The sequence below is a fragment of the Paraglaciecola aquimarina genome, assembly GCF_032464635.1.
GTDB lineage: Bacteria > Pseudomonadota > Gammaproteobacteria > Enterobacterales > Alteromonadaceae > Paraglaciecola > Paraglaciecola aquimarina.
The window spans coordinates 3,609,018-3,627,871 of the sequence record NZ_JAWDIO010000002.1 but is presented as its reverse complement, the minus strand read 5'-3'; the positions used below and the strand labels follow the sequence as shown (position 1 = coordinate 3,627,871).

Sequence of the window (18,854 nt, the reverse complement as noted above, 5' to 3'; positions counted from 1 at the left end):
ATTTTATCTTATAGTTAAAGCTTAGTAATGTCGGCAGCATTCCAATGGGGAAAGTGCTTTCTAACTAAGGCATTAAATTCCAATTCGAATTCAGAATAATCTGTATTCTTACCACTGTCGTCAGTCGCTTCAATGATCATACCCGCACCTACGGTACTATTGGTCAATCTATCGATAATGATAAAGGCACCAGTTGCACGGTTTTTGGTATACGGGTCACAAGCAACAGGTTGTGTCAGCTTAATATTACCTACTGCTATTTCATTCAATTCTAAGCGCACCGCATCTTTTTGCTCCATTGAATTTACGTCTATTTGGTAGTCAATGTTAGCAACACTGCCAAGGTACAAATTTAGTCGCAAACTTAAATCCATATTGCTTATGAGGCAGAAGCGGCTCTTCATCCATCCACACCAAATTCGTTTTATAAGTGCTTGAATGAAGTGGTAAATTGTCACTTTTTACTATCATGTCTCCACGAGAAATATCGATTTCATCTTCAAGTGTAATGGTAGTGGTAAGTGGCGCATAAACGCGTTCTTGCTCTCCTTCAAAGTTAACCAGAGCTTTAACTCTCGACTGCTTACCTGAAGGTAGCGCCGTAATACTGTCCCCTGGTTTGATTTCACCAGAGACTACTGTACCTGCAAACCCTCTAAAATTAAGGTTTGGGCGGTTAACGTACTGCACCGGAAAACGGAAATCATCAACGTTCACATCATTGTTAATTTCGATGTTTTCTAACATTGACATTAACGACTGACCTTTATACCAAGGTGTGTTTTCGCTGATATTTACAACGTTATCACCTTCCAGAGCAGATAAAGGAATAAACTGAATGTCTGGGATCTCTAATTGCTTAGAAAACTCGAGGTAATCACGTTTAATTTCCTCATAAACCGTTTCACTGTAATCTTTAAGATCCATTTTATTGACGGCAACCACAATGTGTTTAATGCCTAATAAAGAAACGAGGAAAGAGTGACGACGGGTTTGAGTTTTGACCCCAGCTCGAGCGTCCACTAATATAATCGCCACATCACAAGTTGACGCACCGGTCACCATGTTACGCGTGTATTGCTCGTGTCCTAGGGTGTCTGCGATAATGAACTTACGCTTATCAGTTGAAAAGTAGCGATAGGCTACATCGATTGTTATGCCTTGTTCACGCTCAGACTGAAGGCCATCAACTAATAAAGCTAAGTCAACTTTTTCACCTGTTGTACCTACTTTTTTACTGTCTTTGGTTATGGCGGCAAGTTGGTCTTCAAAAATCATTTTTGAATCGTGTAACAAACGGCCAATTAAGGTACTTTTGCCGTCATCAACGCTGCCACACGTCAAAAAACGTAACATGTCTTTCTTTTCGTGTTGTTCTAGGTAGCCCAAAATATCAGACTGTAATAATTTATTTTCGCTATTCATAATTAGCAACTCACTAAGAAAAATGGATTTAAAACGGAATCTTTTTGATTGTATCTAAGAGGCTCAGCATCTTCTTTCAATGGATTAGCGGCATCTTTAATTATTGTCACCTTGCCACCGGCCGCTTCAACTACTGCTTGTGCGGCACCAGTGTCCCATTCGGATGTTGGCCCTAAACGGGGATACAAATGCGCCACTCCTTCGGCCACTAAACAAAGCTTCAAAGAGCTTCCCATCGCGACTAATTCTGTTTCGCCAGGTAAAGAATCAAGCAGAGCCTGAATTTCAGGACTTTGATGCGAACGGCTACCGACTATCTTCCATGAATCGCCTTTAATATGGGCTTTAGGGCTAATGTCAGTTTTTTGTCCTGCACTGATTTTATAGGCACCTTGGCCAACGATACCCACATAGGTTTGGCTCAATACCGGCGCATAAACCACACCTAATACAGGTACACCTTTGTCAATAAGCGCGATGTTTACCGTAAATTCGCCATTCTTTTTGATAAATTCTTTGGTTCCGTCCAGAGGATCCACTAACCAGTATTTATCCCAACCGCTACGTTCCTGCCAACTAATATTAGCCGACTCTTCGGATAGGATGGGTAAATCAGATATGGCCTGCAGCCCTGCCACGATACAGTTATGAGCGGCAAGGTCGGCTTCAGTTAATGGGCTTTCATCTGATTTTTCATAGATAGCAAAATCTCTTTGGTAGATTTCCATTATCTTGTCGCCAGCTTGGTGACTGATATCAACTATGCTTTGAATAAGTGTGTCAGTTAACATCAAGCTAAAAATCCTTTGCTTTTTAATAATTCAAATATTTCTTCGACAGACTCTTCAGCTGTTTGGCCAGCATAGCGCAGTGTTATCTCAGGAGACTCTGGCGCTTCATATGGTGAATCAATACCTGTAAAATCCTTAATATCACCTTGTCGAGCTTTTTGATATAACCCTTTAGGGTCGCGTTTTTCGCACTCTGCTAGAGGCGTGTCAATAAATATTTCGACAAATTCTCCCGCGTCTAATAAGTTACGGCAGTAGTCTCTTTCACTTTTAAAAGGAGATATAAACGCAGTCAGGACAATAGTACCTGCGTCTACAAACAATTTAGCCACTTCACCAATACGTCTAATATTTTCAACCCTGTCTTTATCGCTAAATCCTAAATCTCCGCACAAGCCATGTCGTACATTGTCACCATCTAGCAAGTAGGTGTGCTTATTATGTTCCGCGAGCTTTTTTTCTAGCAAATTGGCAATCGTTGATTTGCCTGAGCCACTTAAACCAGTTAACCACAATACGGCAGGTTTCTGCTTTTTTGCTTCTGCTCGGCGGGCTTTATTCACCTCATGCTGATGCCAAACTATGTTATCTACCATTAGAAATATCCTTCCATTTTTTTCTTCTCCATTGAACCTGAAGAGTCATGGTCAATAACTCGGCCTTGGCGTTCTGACGTCTTCGTCAACAACATTTCTTGAATGACTTCCGGTAACGTGGCGGCCGTTGACTCTACTGCACCTGTTAGTGGGTAGCAGCCTAACGTTCTAAAACGCACCGAGCGCATTTCTGGCACTTCACCGTTCAGCGGCATTCGATCGTCGTCTACCATAATCAAGGTACCGTCTCGTTCCACTACTGGGCGGGGCTTTGATAGATACAATGGTGGAATTTCGATGTCTTCCATATAAATATATTGCCAGATGTCTAATTCTGTCCAGTTAGACATAGGGAACACACGAATGCTCTCACCCTTGTTCACTTGAGAATTGTAAATGTCCCACAATTCTGGTCGTTGGTTTTTAGGATCCCATCTATGGTTTTCATCTCGAAATGAATAAACCCGTTCTTTGGCTCGAGATTTTTCCTCATCTCGTCTTGCGCCACCGAAGGCTGCGTCGAATTTATACTTATTTAACGCTTGCTTTAATCCTTCTGTTTTCATGATATCTGTATGCTTAGCACTACCATGAACAAATGGGCTGATATTCATATCAACCCCTTCTTGGTTGATATGAACCAACAAATCCAAGTCATGTTTAGCTGCCATCTTGTCACGAAATTCAATCATTTCATGGAATTTCCAAGTGGTATCTACATGTAATAATGGAAAAGGTATTTTACCTGGAGCAAAAGCTTTTCGAGCTAAATGTAAAAGTACAGAAGAGTCTTTACCTACAGAGTAAAGCATCACAGGATTGTCAAATTCAGCAGCTACTTCACGAAAAATATGAATGCTTTCCGCTTCAAGTTGCTTTAAATGAGTCACAGTTGGAATTGAGTTAGGCATGTATATCTCACGATTAAATTGATGTATATATTAAAAAATTCTATGGGTAGAACAATATCAAAAATTGAGTCTGGCGTGTGTTTTTTTGGACAAGATAAGACTATCTAATAATTAAATGCTAATGACTAAAAACAATCTTTATTACATTGATTCCAATCTTTCGGTAGCCCACTGAATTGATAGCGTATATAACTCAGCTGTTTTTCTTGGATCTATCTTGATTTCCTGGCAATAATCATCTAGCTGTTGCCACTCTCCTTTTTCAAACATTTCACATAAATGCAGTAAGTTAGCTGAGTTACCTTGTCGTTCGACTATGGCATTCTTTATGTCTGGTCCTAACGGTAGTTTATCCATTAGTTCTTTTATATCAGCATCTACCAACGCATCAATTAAAGACAGCAAGCCAATTAAAAAAGCCGAAGTCTCTATGCCCTTTAACATATTATTTTCAGCCATTGACTCACAAAAGCGTGCTCTTGCTAAAGACATGACAGTGAGTTCTTGAGGTTTTCCTTTACTAAATTGGGCAGTAAATAATATAGATATAAAGCGTTTAAGTTCTTTATTTCCTAAAATGACCACGGCTTGTTTGATTGTATCCACGTCTTTTCGACGTTTAAATAAAGGTGACTGTAAGTGACGCAATAGCTTGAACGACAGACTCACTTCTTCTTCAAAAAGAGATGTGACCAAATTCATGTCTGGGGTCGCTTTGTTTATTTCAGCCATTAACTTGATGATTGATATTTGTGCCGGCGAAAATGAAATAGAACGGATCACTTCAGGGCGACTGAAAAAATATCCTTGAAAATACTCACAGCCTAAATCTACAGCATGTTGATACTCTTCATACGTCTCAATTTTTTCGGCCAATAATTTGATATTTGGAAAAGGTGCGATTGCCTTGAGTATTTCTTGAAACTGCGTTTCAGAGGTTAAACTGTAATCAAGTTTAATGATGTCTATGTAAGGGAAAAAATGTTGCCATACCTTACTATGCTCATAGTCGTCTAGGGCGATGGTGTATTTTTTCTTTTTTAACTCAATGCAGGCATTCAGCAGTTTTTTACTAGGTGTGGCGGTCTCGAGAATTTCCACTACAACTTTGTCATTGGGCAATAAAAACGGATAGCCTTCAAATAGAGAATGTTGAGTGAAATTGATAAAAGCGAGCGAGTTTTTAGTGAGGGTTTCTAGTCCTAAATTAAACTGTAACCCTTCAATTAACTTCGCGGTTGCTTGATCGTCATTTATATTAGGAAATATATTTTCAAGACTATTTCTAAACAATAATTCATAAGCAAACAAGGTTTTATCTTTGTTTAATATGGGTTGTCGTGCAGCGTAGAAGCTCAAATTATCCCCTAATTGATTAGAGTGTTCGTACATTAAATTGTTATTTGAGTTATTGCAATCACAATAGCTGTGGTTAAGTATAAATTAACGTATTTTAATATGCCATAGAATATAGGTTGTCTTTGATTTATGCTAATTAAATTTCACCTAAAGCTACGCTTGAATTTATGTACAGACAGACTTTTAAACAACTATCCAAAGATGATTTGTATGCCATCTTAAAGTTACGCCAAGACGTATTTATTGTCGAACAAAATAGTATTTACGCAGATTTGGACGAATTAGATCAGTCGGCGATTCACTATTTACTCAAAAATACCAAACAGAAATTGTTTGGTTATGCGCGATACCGACAAGCGCCTGATAAACAAATAATAAAAATAGAAAGAGTTGTTCTGGATAAGAAAAGTAGAGGGGGAGGGCATGGTAAAGATTTGATTAATACCATGCTGACAGACATCCAAGATGAGTATCCACATTGGCCTATTATGCTGTCATCTCAAGTAGATGCTAGTGAATTCTATCGCCGATTAGGGTTTGTAGCCTTTGGTAAACCCTATGATGACGGGGGAATCGAGCATATTAGTATGGCTTATGAAGCCCACGATAAATAAAGAAAGGGTAATGTGTATCATTACCCTGGCATTTACGGCCTTAAGTGGAGAATTTAAATTTCTTGCTCAAATCCCGCTTGGCTTGACTAACATCTGCACCTTCTTCACCAACCACCACTAAGTTAGCCCGTTGATATCCAACTGTTTGGCTATGAAAGCCTTTTGTATGAGACTCGCTTTCCTTATCAAATTCCAACTTGTTAGGTACGACAAATAGTGTCAGCTTTTCGTCGCCATATTGAACAACTAAATGTAAACTTCTGATATTGTCAAAATCACAGAAGTTGGCGTAATAAATTTGACCTATTTCTCCTGAAATTTCTCCACCAAAACTGGCCAATTTAGCATTGACTTGTTGTAGGCTAATATTCTCATGGGCATCTAATGCGTAACTACCTTCAGCCCGAACGTGCGCTATAGCGTGTTCTGAGATATTTATTAGATTATTTTGTTGCCATAACATAAAACTCACCCCCATCACAAAGGCGATGGATGCTGCTAAAGCCAGCTGTATTCGATTACGCTTTTTGCTCATGTTGTGGCTGTGCATAGTCTGCCGCAATATCAGTTTACTGGCGAGATCAATAGGTACTTCAACTTGACTCGCTTGATGCATTTTTTTATCAAGCAATTTCAGTTCACGTAAGAATTCTCGCTTTTTAGGATCGTCAGCTAACGCCTTTAATATCTCTTCGTCCGCACAATTAGGATCTGCATACACCTTACGGCGAAATTCTAAATCATCCATTTAATTGCCCCCACTGTATGTCATTTTTTTCAAGCAATTCTTTTACTTGGTTACGGGCCCTAAATAGGCGTGTCATAACCGTGTTTTTGTTTAAATCTAGCTGTGCGGCAATTTCGTCGCCGCTGTAGCCAAGGACAATTTGTAGCATCAACGGTTCTCTGTATTCTTCGCTTAAAGAGGACATGATTTTACGCAGCTCTCGATGCTCGATCTGTACTTCATTTGACAAAATATCGTCCTCAATTGATACGTCATCAATATCAACCAAATCAAACTGTTTACGTTCAAACCGTCTCGCATTTTCTCGACGCAAAATGGTAATTAACCAAGACTTGGCTGCTTTTTCATCTTTTAGGGAATCCAAAGACTTCCAAGCTCTGAGAAAGGTCTCCTGTACTATGTCTTCCGCCACTGCTTTGTCTTTTACAAGCCAATATGCATAGCGGTAAATATCTCCATGAAGAGCCAGTACCAGCGCTTCATAGCGTGTTTGTTTATTTGCCATGTCTTTAGAGACCGTAGCAGTTTTGTTTTGCTTTCGTGCAAACATAATTATTTACCAAACTGTTGGCTAAAAGTGATTTCACACTCCATTTACTGTGTAACAGGGTAGCGTTTAGTTCACCGGATATAAAGGCTTAAGAGGGGGCGCTACATTGGCGTTCGCAAATCGTGCTTTGCGAATACTACGTAGTAAAGAGTGTAACTCATTGCTTTTCCAAGCGTTTTTTTCTGCTGAATAACGAGCAGCCAATAAATAATTCACTTGGTCATTGAGGGCGGGTTGCTGAAGTTTTTGTAGGCAGTAGTCCAACGTGGCGTTTTTACTCTCTATTATGTTAGCCAACCATAAGTTCAACTGGGTTTGGCTATCTAAAGCGTTATGATTATTAAGGGCTTTTTCTAAGTTCTTCCATAACACCTTTTCACTTTCAGTCGTTCTGACTTCAGAAGGGCGTTGAATGGTTTGTGTTTTTGTAAATCGCTTTGTATGTATCCACCAAGCGGTTAGGGTAAGTAACCAAAGCGCCAATAAGCTAAACGCAATCCATTGCCAATACTGCTCAACCCCAGACACCATCACTGGAGTAGTTACAGCTTTAGGTATAGATATGTCAGTTTCAGCTTTTTGTACTGGCGCCAAAGGAATAGTGGCAGTCGTTGGCTGATTAACCGCTGGTAGAATCTGTATGGTTTTTTCTGGCAGTAACGCATACTCGGTTTTTTGTGTAAGGGTATTAAACCAGGGGATTTTGACTTCTGGGATCACCAAACTGCCAGCTTGACTAGGAATGATAGCAATAGACTCTTTGCGCTGAGCTATCAAGGTATTATCTTTTTCTACTGTAGTCGTTTCAGCCTGATCTGGATAAGTTTTTACCGTATCTGGATATTGACTATTGATATTTGGAAGTTGTTGCTCAATTACACCCAGTGCGGTCAAAGTAATGGTGCGCGTGATGGGTTCTCCAGCCACAAATCCTTTGTCACTATTTTGCCATTCGTCGTCTACTTGCACAAACTCACTAGGTAACCAGTGCTGACTATAGTTGGCGGGTACTGGCAATACTTCAATTGTTTGATTGGGGCCAACTCTATTGACTGCTTTGTTGCGGTTAAAGAATCCGAAGCTTTGGCGGCTGTTGTCTATTACTTCACCTTCAAATAACGGGCCTTCAATGACAAATGTGCCGCTTTGTTGCGGAATAATGGCAAAAGAACGTTCTATTATTCGATAGCGTTTTCCATCGACAATGTCGTTGTATTCTTTGTCTTTTCCTATTTGCCGGATATCAGCATTTTCTAGGGTAGGGCTTGATAGACTGCCTCTTTGTAAATCTTTAGCTAAATGTAACTTTACCGTGTAATGAATTTGTTGCTGTAGATATACTTTTTCAACGTCGACGGAGGTGGTGATAAACAGGTCACGGGCGGCAGAGTTGGTGCTAGCAGAAACCGGCACCACCATCAGTGAAATAGGTTGAGTTTTACTACCTGCCACTTCAAATGCTGGAATTGTAAAACGACCTTGTTTTCTGGGGATCAATACCGTTGTCCAGGTCGTGCTTTTGCTGGTGGTAAAATTTATCATTTGAGTTTGTGAACTGACAGAAGTACGGCCCACCACAAAATCTTTAGCCAATATTGAAGAATCAAAATCTCCTCGGTCTACATCACCATTAGCAACCACGACTAAATTGAATGACTCATCAGCCATGACTGGGTTTTTATCGACAGTGGCTGTCACTTCAATTTCTTGGGCATGTAGCACGGTGCTAAAAAATAACAATACTATGCTTAAGCGTCCGAATAATTGTGTCAATTTACTCATAATCACTTCTACCAATTCCCCTGAATATTAGTCGGTAATCTTTCTCTTTTGCGTTGCTGAGATTCGATTTGCATTTTGCGTTTTAATAAAAATGCCGGATCATCAGGCACACGATTTAGTAAGTTCTGCATACGTTGCATTTGTTCTTTTTGTTCGTCTGTCAGTTCTTGCTCTTGAGCTTGAGCAGCCTGCGGCTGTTGCTCTGAATCGGATTCTTCACTGGTTTGTTGAGCATCTTGCTGATCGGCTGAACGCTGCTCTTCACTTTCGGTGTTTTCTTCATCTTGCTCTTGTTGACCTTCGGAAGGGGCTGACGGTTGCTGGTTTTCCGACTGTTGGTCTCCCTGTTGTTCGTCGTTATTTTGTTCTTGAGAGTCTTGGCCTTGTTGATCTTGTTGATCTTGTTGATCACCTTGTTGGTTGTCACCGTTTTGCTGACCATCTTGCTCTTGTTGCTCGCCTTCTGATTGTTCTTGTTCTTCTTGTTGTTGTTGTTGTTGTTGTTGTTGTTGCTGTTTCAATTGTTCTAGTAAGGCTTTATTGGCTATTGCGTCTTGATGATCGGGTTGTTGTTTAATCACTTCTTCATAAGCAGCAATGGCTTGGTCTAATTCACCTAGCTGGGCTAATGCATTGCCCGTGTTGTAAAGAGCTTGTGGGCTATCTACTTTCGAAAACGCATCAATCGCTGCTTGGTATGCTTGATTCCTATAGTGGGCATTGCCTTGCCATAGCGGATCATCAAATGTTTCTGCTGCTTGTGCAAACTCCGAATTTTTATAAGCTTGCATACCTTGTTGATCTCTGGTTTTCCACATATCTTGCCACCAGCCCGCTTGAGCTTGAGGTGTATATACAGGTATGAGACAAGCTGCAAATAGCACAGTGATTATGCCTTTTCTAAAGGCATAGGCAGCAAATGGCAGTAATATCAGTAATAAATATGGGCCTAGCTCTTGCCATTTGTCACCAAAGTTTTCTTTCTCTTGTTGTTCATCCACGTCCTGATCTTGGCTCACTAGGCTTTGCTCAATTAAGTAATCTATATCCGTACCATTTGCCTGCATGGGCGCATAGCGCCCTCCGCCACTGCGTGCTAACGACTTAAGGTTATTGCTGGTTAACTTAGGTATAACAATGGCACCGCGACTATCTTTAAGTAATTCGCCATTTGTTAGCTTTATCGGTGCCCCTTCTTCGGTGCCAACTGCTAAAACCGAGACCCGAAACAACGAGTTGTTTATCTCGTTACTCACTTCCTTCATTTGTTGGTTACTAATGCCATCAGTGATCCAGAAAATTTCGCCTTGCTGATAACCAGCGTTGCTTAATAATTCAATAGCGGCCTTGATCCCAAGCGCTGGGTCACTGCCCGCAATTGGCATAATTTCAGGGGTTAGGCTGGGGATCAATGTTGTAAGATTTTGCGCATCAGAACTTAACGGACTAATTGTAAACGCGTCACCTGCATAGACTACTAAGCCTGTTTCACCTTCAGTAATAGCATTGACTAGATCTATGGCTTTGTATTTAGCGCGAGTGAGCCTGTCTGGTTTTACGTCTGTCGAACGCATTGACATAGACATGTCGATCAACACGACTTTACCTGTATTAAGCTGATAAACCGGTTGCGGCAGCCTTTCCCATGTAGGACCTGCTAGAGCAAGGCTAGCTAACACCCAGCCTACGCCTAATAACAGCAGTGGCGGACGTGCAGTATTAGCCTTGTCAGTGGTGATCAAATGTTGGTATAGATGACCAGCTAACACCGATTGCCAACCAGATTGTTGTTTTTGGATGTAACGAATTAATCCCACCAACATTACTAACGGTATGATTGCCCATAACCAATGTGGGCGTAGAAAGTGAAAGTCACTTAAGAAAGACATGTTTTCAAATAAATTTCCCATCATCGTATTGCCTTCCTAAAGACAAATTGCTGCAAGAGTGGCCATACTGCTAGTAAGATTGTAAGTAACAAAGCCAAACTAAGTGGATAAAAATACAACGCTTTAAGGGGGCGCATTTGCTTACTTTCCCGCGCTATGGGTTCAAGTTTATCTAAGGTTGCATAAATTTGTTGGAGGGACTGAGCATCACGTGCTCTAAAATATTGGCCTCCAGTAGAAGTCGCAATGTTAGTTAACATCTCTTCATCTAAGTCTTGTGATGGATTCACTCGTCTATTACCGAACAGACTTTGTACGAGCATTTGGTCGGCACCAACGCCTATAGTGTATATAGTAACCCCACTATTAATGGCGAGTTCATTGGCTTGTTCTGGGGTGATGTTGCCAGCTGTATTTTGTCCATCGGTCAATAGCACTAGTACTTTGTTTGATTCTTTTTTGCTTTCAAAACGTTTAATGGCTAGGCCAATAGCGTCACCAATAGCCGTCTGTTCACCTACTAAACCAATTAGGGATTCTTTCAGTAATTGGTCTACTGTTTCTCTATCGTACGTTAAAGGAGCTTGCAAATACGCGGTGTCTGCAAACAGAATCAACCCTAATCTGTCACCCACTCTGCGCTGAATAAAGTCGCTAAGCACATATTTAATCATTTTCAGACGGTCGACTTGACGGCCATTAACTTGCATATCATCAATTTTCATACTGCCTGATAAGTCTACGGCAATCATCAAATCTCGGCCTTCTGCGGGAATGCTCACGGGCTCACCTAGCCATTGAGGCCGTGCGGTGGCAACGACTAATAAGATCCATGCAATACTGGCTATTAACAACCTGAACCTGTTATTGCCTTTGTGTTGCTGTTTGCTTTCGATGCCAGAGGTTAAATGTGGCACCCGTAGAGCGGCCTCTTGGCCTTGTTTTTTTGCCTGGCAACAAACGCGCTAAAAAAGGTAAGGGGAGCGCTGCTAATGCCCATATCCATTCAAACTCAAGCATGTTTTTGCTCCAATTTTTGACTGGTTTTGCGACTAGGAGGAAGCGCTAATTTTAACCATTTCTCTACGGTTTTCTGATACTCTGCTATGTCTGTTTCTGTAACAGCTTGCTTTTGATATAGATTATTTTGCAACGAGGTAAGTTGTGTCGAATACTTGGTCGACTGTTTTTCGGGCAAGGCATTAATCAAAAACTCAGCCCATTCTTTGCCATGTAATTGCTGCACTGCAATACCTGGAAAATAAACAACCGCTACTCGCTTTAGGATTTGATTTAATGCAGCGGGGCTATCATTTTTTGTCATGATAATTTGCTGTACTTCTTTAAGCGCTTGCTTCTTGGCTTTGCGTCGTTGGTTAACGTAGGTAACCCACCTAATTGTGGCGTAAATGCTAATTAAGATTAACACGGCTACTAGCCACCACCCGTAAGCAATAGGCCAGTTACTAATATGTGTAGCGGAGTGAATGTCTTTTAAATTATCTAGTGGATTCATTTACGTTGACCTTGCGAAAATGGATCTAATTGGGTACTTAGAGGCTGGCCTGCATCGATTTCGATAACCTGTACCTTACATTGTTTGAGTTTATGTTTAATGCCTTCAAAGTGACTTTGATGTTGAAGGCTGTATTGTTTCTCGGTTTCTTTTTCACCCAATACAATTTGTTGCCTATTTTGACCATCGGTTAGTGACACTTTTTGGCTCATTTTTACTTTAGGTAATTGGTGCTCAAATGGATCACTGATTGGATAAGCTATCACTTCACAATGCCTACTCAATTGTGAAATGTGTTGTTTGGTGAGATCGTTGAGTTGACTGAAATCACTTAAAATAAAAATTAAACTACCGGGATGCGCTAATCTTCGGATCCTAGCACATGCGTCAGCCAGGGTGACTTGCGGGCTTTGTTCCTGAGGAGGAAGCTGTTGGATCTTGATCATACTGTTGAGTAAAGACAGCACGGCTTTTTGCCGAGTGAAAGGCTTACATTCAATATGTTGGTTTTGATTGAATACTAGGCCGCCAATTCGGTCTCCGCGTTTACGTGCTGCCCAAGCAATCAACGCGGTTAAATGTGCAGCTTGAACCGATTTAAATAGCAATTGAGTACCAAATTGCATGCTCGAGGAAAGATCGGTCAACACAAAAACGGGCCGTTCTTTTTCTTCTCTATATAACTTTGTATGGGTTTTACCGGTGCGGGCTGTCACGCGCCAGTCAATCGCACGGATGTCATCGCCAGGTTGGTAATGTCTCGCTTCATCAAACTCCATGCCTCGACCTTTGGTTTTTGCCAAATAGGTGCCAGCTAATTTAGCTTGCACTGTCTTACGTGGAGATAGATTAATCAGGCCTGTTTTACTTTGATAATGGATCAATTCTTTTATACTTAGATTGATACCATCGCAGTGGTGTTTAGCCAGCCACTTTGCAATGTCTTGCATACTTCTTCCTGTCACTCTTGGTCGATTAAGGAACGCTGACTAACTGTAAAATTTTATCTAATACTTGATTGCGACCTATTCCTTCGGCTTCAGCTTCGTAACTAAGTAATACACGATGGCGTAATACGTTATGAAATACCGCCTGAATATTATCTGGGCCGACAAAGTCTCTACCCATTAACCACGCGTGTGCTCGGGCACACTTATCCAAGGCGATGGTGGCACGAGGACTGGCGCCAAATTCAATCCAGCTCGCTAATTCTGCATCATACTTTTCGGGCTGGCGCGTAGCGATAATAAGTTGCACTATGTATTGTTCTAAACTGTCATCGAGATGAATTTTTAGTACATCTTGTCGCGCATTAAAAATATCTACTTGAGTTAGAGTAGGGGGGCTAATGGGTGCTTTATGCATCGCTTCATCCCGCGTTAATCGTAAAATGTCTAACTCAGTTTCTGCGCCTTGGATAGTTAATTTCTAAATGCATCAGGAATCGATCGAGTTGCGCTTCCGGCAAAGGATATGTCCCTTCCTGTTCGATGGGGTTTTGAGTCGCCATCACTAAGAATAATTCAGGTAGTTGGTAAGTTTTATTGCCTACTGTAATTTGCCCTTCGGCCATGGCTTCTAGTAGGGCTGACTGAACCTTAGCCGGCGCTCGGTTGATTTCATCTGCCAAAACTAAGTTATGGAATAAAGGCCCCTGCTGAAATACAAAATTACCTGTTTCCGGGCGATATATGTCGGTACCAGTTAAATCCGCTGGCAATAAGTCCGGCGTAAATTGAACACGATGAAAATCTCCTTCAACACTTTTTGCCAATGCAGTAACCGCACGGGTTTTGGCTAGCCCTGGAGGTCCTTCTACCAGCAAATGCCCATCAGCCAATAATGCGACTAATATGTTCCTAGTGAGGGTTTGTTGACCTATTACTTGACTATCTAAGTACGCTTGTAACTGTTCGAATTGAGCTGCTGCCATGGCGTTAATTTTTTCCTGCTTAAAATGGGATAACTAAAAATTCTATATTTCGTAAAACAATTTTGTTGCCACTAGAGACAATGCTACCTGATATAAGGTTCCATCCTTGAAAAACAATGTTACAAAGCTTTAAATAAACCATTAAATACCGAATAGATCAGCTGATCATGGGTAAAATTAACTATTCATAAATGGCCGCTGTTCTGCTGTGAGAGCAGCAGTTTGGGCCAGCTCTATTCATGTAACACATTGTATTATAAGTATTATATTTTAATTTTAATTCTACAACTTGGTAGCCTTGTACTAAAGTTGGGAACTCTGTACAATCGGGTTTGGTTTACAGGTCAGACCACTGGTTTTGTATATTTATAAGGGTAGAAAATGACAACTAAGCAAAATGTAACCACCAGACAAGGCGAAAGAATTGCTATTGTAGCTGGTCTACGAACGCCGTTCGCAAAAATGGCGACCCACTTCCATGGAGTGCCTGCTGTAGATTTAGGCAAAATGGTCGTCAATGAAATGTTAGTACGCAACAATCTTGATGCAGAACTAATTGAACAGTTAGTGTATGGCCAAGTAGTGCAAATGCCTGAGGCGCCGAATATTGCCAGAGAAATTGTATTGGGTACTGGCATGAATGTGCATACCGATGCTTATAGTGTATCTAGAGCTTGCGCGACTAGTTTTCAATCAACGGTTAATATCGCTGAGTCGATGATGGCGGGGAATATTACGGTTGGTGTGGCAGGTGGGGCAGATTCTACTTCTGTTTCGCCTATAGGGGTGTCTAAGCGCTTAGCCAGAGCGCTGGTTGACCTGCAAAAAACTAAAACATTAGCTCAAAAATGGCAGGTACTTAAAAAGTTAGGGTTCAAAGATTTACTACCCGTTCCTCCAGCCGTAGCCGAATATTCTACCGGCTTATCCATGGGGCAAACTGCTGAACAAATGGCTAAAACCCATCATATTAGTCGCCAAGATCAAGATGCGTTAGCCCATCGTTCGCATACCTTAGCCGCACAAAGTTGGAATGATGGAAAGCTGCAGGGCGAAGTTATGACTGCCTATCCAGAGCCTTTTAAAACCGCACTAGAGAAAGACAACAATGTGCGTTTTGATTCGAATCTAGAAGGTTATGCTAAATTACGTCCCGTATTTGATCGTAAACACGGCACGGTGACAGCGGCAAATGCTACTCCTCTTACTGATGGTGCGTCGGCCATTTTAATGATGACAGAAAGTCGCGCTAAAGCCTTGGGATATCGCCCATTAGGTTTCATAAAAAGTTACGCTTGGGCTGCCATTGATGTGTGGCAAGATATGTTGATGGGCCCTTCATACGCCACGCCTATGGCGCTAGATCGTGCAGGCATGACCTTAAACGATTTAACCTTAATCGAGATGCACGAAGCTTTTGCTGCCCAAACACTGGCCAATTTGAAAATGTTTGCTAGTGATAAGTTTGCCCAAGAAAAATTGGGCCGCAGTAAGGCAACCGGCGAAGTCGATATGAACAAATTCAATGTGATGGGCAGCTCGCTCGCATACGGACACCCGTTTGCAGCGACAGGAACGCGTATGATTACGCAAATGCTAAATGAGTTAAATCGTCGCGGTGGCGGTAGTGGTTTATTAACCGCATGTGCGGCCGGTGGGCTTGCCGCGGCAATGATAGTTGAAACAGAGTAGGAACTATGACCATGACAACAACTGATAATTCACAGGTTCAAAGCGCTTTTTCATTAGATATACGTGATGATGGTGTTGCTATTTTGACTATGGATGTTGTGGGTGAAACCATGAACACCTTAAAGGTGGAGTTTGCCGAACAAATAGATGCGGTATTAAGCCAAATTCAAGCCGATTCAAGCATTAAAGGTGTGGTGTTAATTAGTGGTAAAGCGAATTCTTTTGTCGCAGGCGCTGACATTAGCATGCTTGATCAATGTCAAACTGCAGAAGATGCAACTAACATAGCCAAAGGTGGACAAGGGATATTCCAACGAATTGAAAATATGCCTATGACCTTTGTCGCAGCTATTCATGGGCCTGCATTAGGCGGTGGTTTAGAATTGGCTTTGGCTTGTCATTATCGTGTGTGTAGTGATGATGGGAAAACCCAATTGGGTTTACCTGAAGTACAATTAGGCTTGTTGCTTACAGGTAGTGGTGGCACACAGAGATTACCTAGATTGATCAGTATTCAACAAGCGATGAAAATGATGTTAACTGGCGCATCTGTTCGTGCCAAGCAAGCTCAGAAATATGGCATTGTAGATGATATGGTGCCGCAGTCCATTTTACTGGATGTGGCCATTGAAATGGCTAAGAAGCCAAAACCTAAGCGCTCTCCAGTAAAACTTAATCTAATGGGCAGGTTTTTAGAGCGAACAAAAGTAGGTCGCAATATCCTGTTTAGCCAAGCGGCCAAACAGACTGCGCTAAAAACGCAAGGCAATTATCCTTCACCCGATCTTATTTTAGATTGTATCAAGACGGGTCTTAACCAAGGTATGGACAAAGGTTTAGCAGTAGAGGCAAGACATTTTGGTCATTTAGTGATGACAGCTGAATCAACGGCCTTGCGGAGTCTGTTTTTTGCCTCAACAGAGATGAAAAAAGAGTTAGGCATTGCTGGCGTGTCTCCCGCCGCTGTGAATAAAGTCGGCGTGTTGGGCGGTGGCTTAATGGGGGGGAATTGCCTTTGTCACCGCAGCTAAAGCGGGTATACCTGTGAGAATTAAGGATATTCGGTCTGAGGGGATCGCCAATGCTATCAAATATAGTTATGACATTTTAAATAAGAAACTAAAGCGCCGTTTTATTAAAAAATCAGAAATGCAAAAACAATTGTCTTTACTAACAGGCTCTGTTGATTATGCCGGATTTTCTGATGTAGATGTAGTGATTGAAGCGGTGTTTGAAGACTTGACCTTAAAGCAAAATATGGTCGCTGAAGTAGAGAAAAATTGTGCGGAGCATACGATTTTTGCTTCAAATACTTCATCCATTCCCATTACTCAAATTGCCGCTAAAGCCAAACGCCCAGAGCAAGTTATAGGGTTACATTATTTTTCACCAGTAGACAAAATGCCTTTAGCTGAGGTGATCGCCCATGATACAACCTCTGATTTAACGATTTCTACAACGGTGGAATTGGCGAAAAAGCAAGGTAAAACACCAATAGTAGTGAAAGACGGTGCGGGTTTTTACGTTAATCGCATTTTAGCACCATATGTTAATGAAGCGGCTGAGCTACTATTGAGTGGTGAACCTGTAGAGCATATTGACAAATCGTTAGTCAAGTTTGGGTTTCCTGTTGGCCCCATTAAATTACTAGATGAAGTGGGAATTGATGTAGGCACTAAGATAGGTCCTATTTTGCAAGCGCAGTTTGGCGAGCGTTTTTCATCTAATCCTAAATTTGAAAAAGTGCTGGCTGATGGCCGTAAAGGTAAGAAAAACCAGAGTGGCTTTTATGATTATTCTGGGAAAAAATACAGGTAAGGAAGTTGATGCCAGCATATATGACCTATTCGGTATTACCCCCTCAGTGACGCTGAGCAATGAGCAAGTAGCAGAACGTTGTGTGTTACTGATGTTAAATGAAGCGGCTAGATGTTTAGATGAAGGAGTCATCAGGAGCGCGCGTGATGGGGATATTGGTGCTATTTTCGGCATTGGTTTCCCTCCTTTTCTTGGGGGGCCATTTCGTTATATGGACTCTCTTGGTATTTCTCATGTTGTCTCAAGGCTAGAGTATTATCAGAGTTCACTTGGAGATAAGTTTACCCCTGCAAATTGCTTGCAAGTTATGGTCGAAAGAGAAACTTCTTTCTATTAAATACTAATTTTGTATACCTGACTGGATCAATTAATACCTTGATCCAGTTTTTTTGTATAAAAAATGAGTAAAATACATCGAAACTACCGATTGGTTGTTTGGGCCTGACAAAGGCAGTAATTGGGAATTAAATTAATCGGTGAGGTAACGGATGGTTTTTATTATAAGTTCTGTTGTATTTAGTATTTTGTATTATGTACAGTCGTTTAAGTCGGGATTGACAGCCAAGAAGTGGGCTTTAGCAGGGTTGGTTTTTGGTCCGTTTATATATCCTTTATTTAGATCTAGACAAAGAATGAAGCTAGTACGTGCTAGAGGAACCGGTGCCACATTGTTTAGAGCTTAGGAAAGAGGTCCATCTCTTTAGACTAAATATTCAATCATAGCTTTGAAAGCAGTGATGTCATTTCTTATATTAAAATCTAACAGTACCAGCTCTTACACCGCTTTTAGTCGTTACAACAGATTTTGTTGCACTGGCTTGGCTTTTAACCGGAGCTTGTACACTTTTTTCTGCTTTAACTGCTACTGGGTTACTGCTGGCTAATACCATTGCTACTGCATAAGCTTTTAACATCTTTACTTTCCTCTTTGATTATTGACGTTTTTTATATTTGCCGACATTTATTTGTCGGTCAATCTATACATAGCTTAAAGTGTGCCAACTTTTGAGTTAGTAGGGAGTATTGAGGAAGTTAATGGGTATAAATGGGCTTGTTGTTTGTTTGGCCATGAAATTATGCTGACTTACCGTCATTTTGACGGTGTATTTTCGGCTAATACTGATAGCCGTTCCATTAAATAACCTGAGTTCTGGATAAGAAGTATCGTTTAAGCTAAACACTAGATTTTCGCTGTGCATACATTTACTTATTGGAATGGGGGGCGTTTAT

At 41.1% G+C, this 18,854-nt stretch carries 14 protein-coding genes and 4 pseudogenes; 3 read left to right on the top strand and 15 right to left on the bottom strand.

Going from position 1 to position 18,854, the window contains the following annotated elements:
• Positions 1-14 precede the first annotated feature (14 nt).
• From cysN to RS130_RS17930, 5 genes and pseudogenes are all read right to left on the bottom strand, one after another.
• A pseudogene (gene cysN / locus RS130_RS17950) lies at positions 15-1,425 on the bottom strand (sulfate adenylyltransferase subunit CysN).
• Positions 1,426-1,427: 2 nt separating this feature from the next.
• Entirely contained in the window at positions 1,428-2,216 is a 789-nt protein-coding gene (gene cysQ, locus RS130_RS17945) for a 3'(2'),5'-bisphosphate nucleotidase CysQ (protein ID WP_316028093.1), read from the bottom strand.
• A complete protein-coding gene (gene cysC, locus RS130_RS17940; protein WP_316027061.1) occupies positions 2,216-2,812 on the bottom strand; it encodes an adenylyl-sulfate kinase in 597 nt (198 codons plus the stop codon). Before cysC ends, cysQ begins: the two co-directional genes overlap by 1 nt.
• A complete protein-coding gene (cysD, locus tag RS130_RS17935) occupies positions 2,812-3,723 on the bottom strand; it encodes a sulfate adenylyltransferase subunit CysD (RefSeq protein ID WP_316027060.1) in 912 nt (303 codons plus the stop codon). Before cysD ends, cysC begins: the two co-directional genes overlap by 1 nt.
• Positions 3,724-3,864: 141 nt before the next feature.
• Positions 3,865-5,082: an EAL and HDOD domain-containing protein gene (locus RS130_RS17930; protein WP_316028092.1), complete on the bottom strand. Its 1,218-nt coding sequence runs from the start codon at positions 5,080-5,082 to the stop codon at positions 3,865-3,867.
• Between the two features lie 167 nt (positions 5,083-5,249).
• On the opposite strand from RS130_RS17930, the gene RS130_RS17925 reads away from it, so the two are divergent.
• Entirely contained in the window at positions 5,250-5,696 is a 447-nt protein-coding gene (locus RS130_RS17925) for a GNAT family N-acetyltransferase (protein ID WP_316027059.1), read from the top strand.
• A gap of 40 nt (positions 5,697-5,736) precedes the next feature.
• On the opposite strand, the gene RS130_RS17920 is transcribed toward RS130_RS17925, so the two are convergent.
• The 8 genes and pseudogenes from RS130_RS17920 to RS130_RS17885 all read right to left on the bottom strand — a co-directional run bounded on the left by RS130_RS17920 (position 5,737) and on the right by RS130_RS17885 (position 14,114).
• Positions 5,737-6,444 carry a DUF3379 domain-containing protein gene (locus RS130_RS17920; RefSeq protein ID WP_316027058.1) on the bottom strand — a complete coding sequence of 236 codons (708 nt, stop codon included), beginning with the start codon at positions 6,442-6,444 and terminating at the stop codon, positions 5,737-5,739.
• Positions 6,437-6,994 carry a sigma-70 family RNA polymerase sigma factor gene (locus tag RS130_RS17915; protein ID WP_316027057.1) on the bottom strand — a complete coding sequence of 186 codons (558 nt, stop codon included), beginning with the start codon at positions 6,992-6,994 and terminating at the stop codon, positions 6,437-6,439. Before RS130_RS17915 ends, RS130_RS17920 begins: the two co-directional genes overlap by 8 nt.
• A 66-nt stretch (positions 6,995-7,060) precedes the next feature.
• Entirely contained in the window at positions 7,061-8,776 is a 1,716-nt protein-coding gene (locus RS130_RS17910; protein WP_316027056.1) for a BatD family protein, read from the bottom strand.
• A gap of 8 nt (positions 8,777-8,784) precedes the next feature.
• Positions 8,785-10,689, bottom strand: a complete 1,905-nt coding sequence (locus RS130_RS17905) for a vWA domain-containing protein (RefSeq protein WP_316027055.1) — start codon at positions 10,687-10,689, stop codon at positions 8,785-8,787.
• A pseudogene (locus RS130_RS17900) lies at positions 10,686-11,685 on the bottom strand (vWA domain-containing protein). The gene RS130_RS17905 and the pseudogene RS130_RS17900 overlap by 4 nt, the downstream one beginning before the upstream one ends.
• Positions 11,678-12,181 (bottom strand): DUF4381 domain-containing protein, encoded by a 504-nt coding sequence (locus tag RS130_RS17895; RefSeq protein WP_316027054.1) that lies wholly within the window; start codon positions 12,179-12,181, stop codon positions 11,678-11,680. Before RS130_RS17895 ends, RS130_RS17900 begins: the two are co-directional and overlap by 8 nt.
• The gene (locus RS130_RS17890; RefSeq protein ID WP_316027053.1) at positions 12,178-13,131 is read right to left on the bottom strand and encodes a DUF58 domain-containing protein; all 954 of its coding nucleotides are present in this window, start codon (positions 13,129-13,131) and stop codon (positions 12,178-12,180) included. The genes RS130_RS17895 and RS130_RS17890 overlap by 4 nt, the downstream gene beginning before the upstream one ends.
• Positions 13,132-13,156: 25 nt before the next feature.
• Positions 13,157-14,114 (bottom strand): annotated as a pseudogene (locus RS130_RS17885) (AAA family ATPase).
• Positions 14,115-14,495: 381 nt separating this feature from the next.
• Here RS130_RS17885 and fadI point away from each other — a divergent pair.
• Both fadI and fadJ read left to right on the top strand, forming a co-directional pair.
• Positions 14,496-15,806 (top strand): acetyl-CoA C-acyltransferase FadI, encoded by a 1,311-nt coding sequence (gene fadI / locus RS130_RS17880; RefSeq protein ID WP_316027052.1) that lies wholly within the window; start codon positions 14,496-14,498, stop codon positions 15,804-15,806.
• An 11-nt stretch (positions 15,807-15,817) separates the two neighbouring features.
• Positions 15,818-17,961 (top strand): annotated as a pseudogene (gene fadJ / locus RS130_RS17875) (fatty acid oxidation complex subunit alpha FadJ).
• 415 nt (positions 17,962-18,376) lie between these two features.
• On the opposite strand, the gene RS130_RS17870 reads toward fadJ, so the two are convergent.
• Entirely contained in the window at positions 18,377-18,538 is a 162-nt protein-coding gene (locus RS130_RS17870) for a hypothetical protein (protein ID WP_316027051.1), read from the bottom strand.
• Positions 18,539-18,634: 96 nt separating this feature from the next.
• Entirely contained in the window at positions 18,635-18,823 is a 189-nt protein-coding gene (locus RS130_RS17865; RefSeq protein WP_316027050.1) for a hypothetical protein, read from the bottom strand.
• Between the last annotated feature and the right edge of the window lie 31 nt (positions 18,824-18,854).

What these genes read in the sequence shown, in the direction of transcription:
- RS130_RS17925 (WP_316027059.1), top strand. Translation starts at nt 5,250, where the DNA reads ATGTACAGACAGACTTTTAAACAACTATCCAAAGATGATTTGTATGCC.
- RS130_RS17870 (WP_316027051.1), bottom strand. Translation starts at nt 18,538, where the DNA reads ATGTTAAAAGCTTATGCAGTAGCAATGGTATTAGCCAGCAGTAACCCA.
- RS130_RS17905 (WP_316027055.1), bottom strand. Translation starts at nt 10,689, where the DNA reads ATGATGGGAAATTTATTTGAAAACATGTCTTTCTTAAGTGACTTTCAC.
- cysC (WP_316027061.1), bottom strand. Translation starts at nt 2,812, where the DNA reads ATGGTAGATAACATAGTTTGGCATCAGCATGAGGTGAATAAAGCCCGC.
- cysD (WP_316027060.1), bottom strand. Translation starts at nt 3,723, where the DNA reads ATGCCTAACTCAATTCCAACTGTGACTCATTTAAAGCAACTTGAAGCG.
- cysQ (WP_316028093.1), bottom strand. Translation starts at nt 2,216, where the DNA reads ATGTTAACTGACACACTTATTCAAAGCATAGTTGATATCAGTCACCAA.
- fadI (WP_316027052.1), top strand. Translation starts at nt 14,496, where the DNA reads ATGACAACTAAGCAAAATGTAACCACCAGACAAGGCGAAAGAATTGCT.
- RS130_RS17920 (WP_316027058.1), bottom strand. Translation starts at nt 6,444, where the DNA reads ATGGATGATTTAGAATTTCGCCGTAAGGTGTATGCAGATCCTAATTGT.
- RS130_RS17890 (WP_316027053.1), bottom strand. Translation starts at nt 13,131, where the DNA reads ATGCAAGACATTGCAAAGTGGCTGGCTAAACACCACTGCGATGGTATC.
- RS130_RS17910 (WP_316027056.1), bottom strand. Translation starts at nt 8,776, where the DNA reads ATGAGTAAATTGACACAATTATTCGGACGCTTAAGCATAGTATTGTTA.
- RS130_RS17915 (WP_316027057.1), bottom strand. Translation starts at nt 6,994, where the DNA reads ATGTTTGCACGAAAGCAAAACAAAACTGCTACGGTCTCTAAAGACATG.
- RS130_RS17895 (WP_316027054.1), bottom strand. Translation starts at nt 12,181, where the DNA reads ATGAATCCACTAGATAATTTAAAAGACATTCACTCCGCTACACATATT.
- RS130_RS17865 (WP_316027050.1), bottom strand. Translation starts at nt 18,823, where the DNA reads ATGCACAGCGAAAATCTAGTGTTTAGCTTAAACGATACTTCTTATCCA.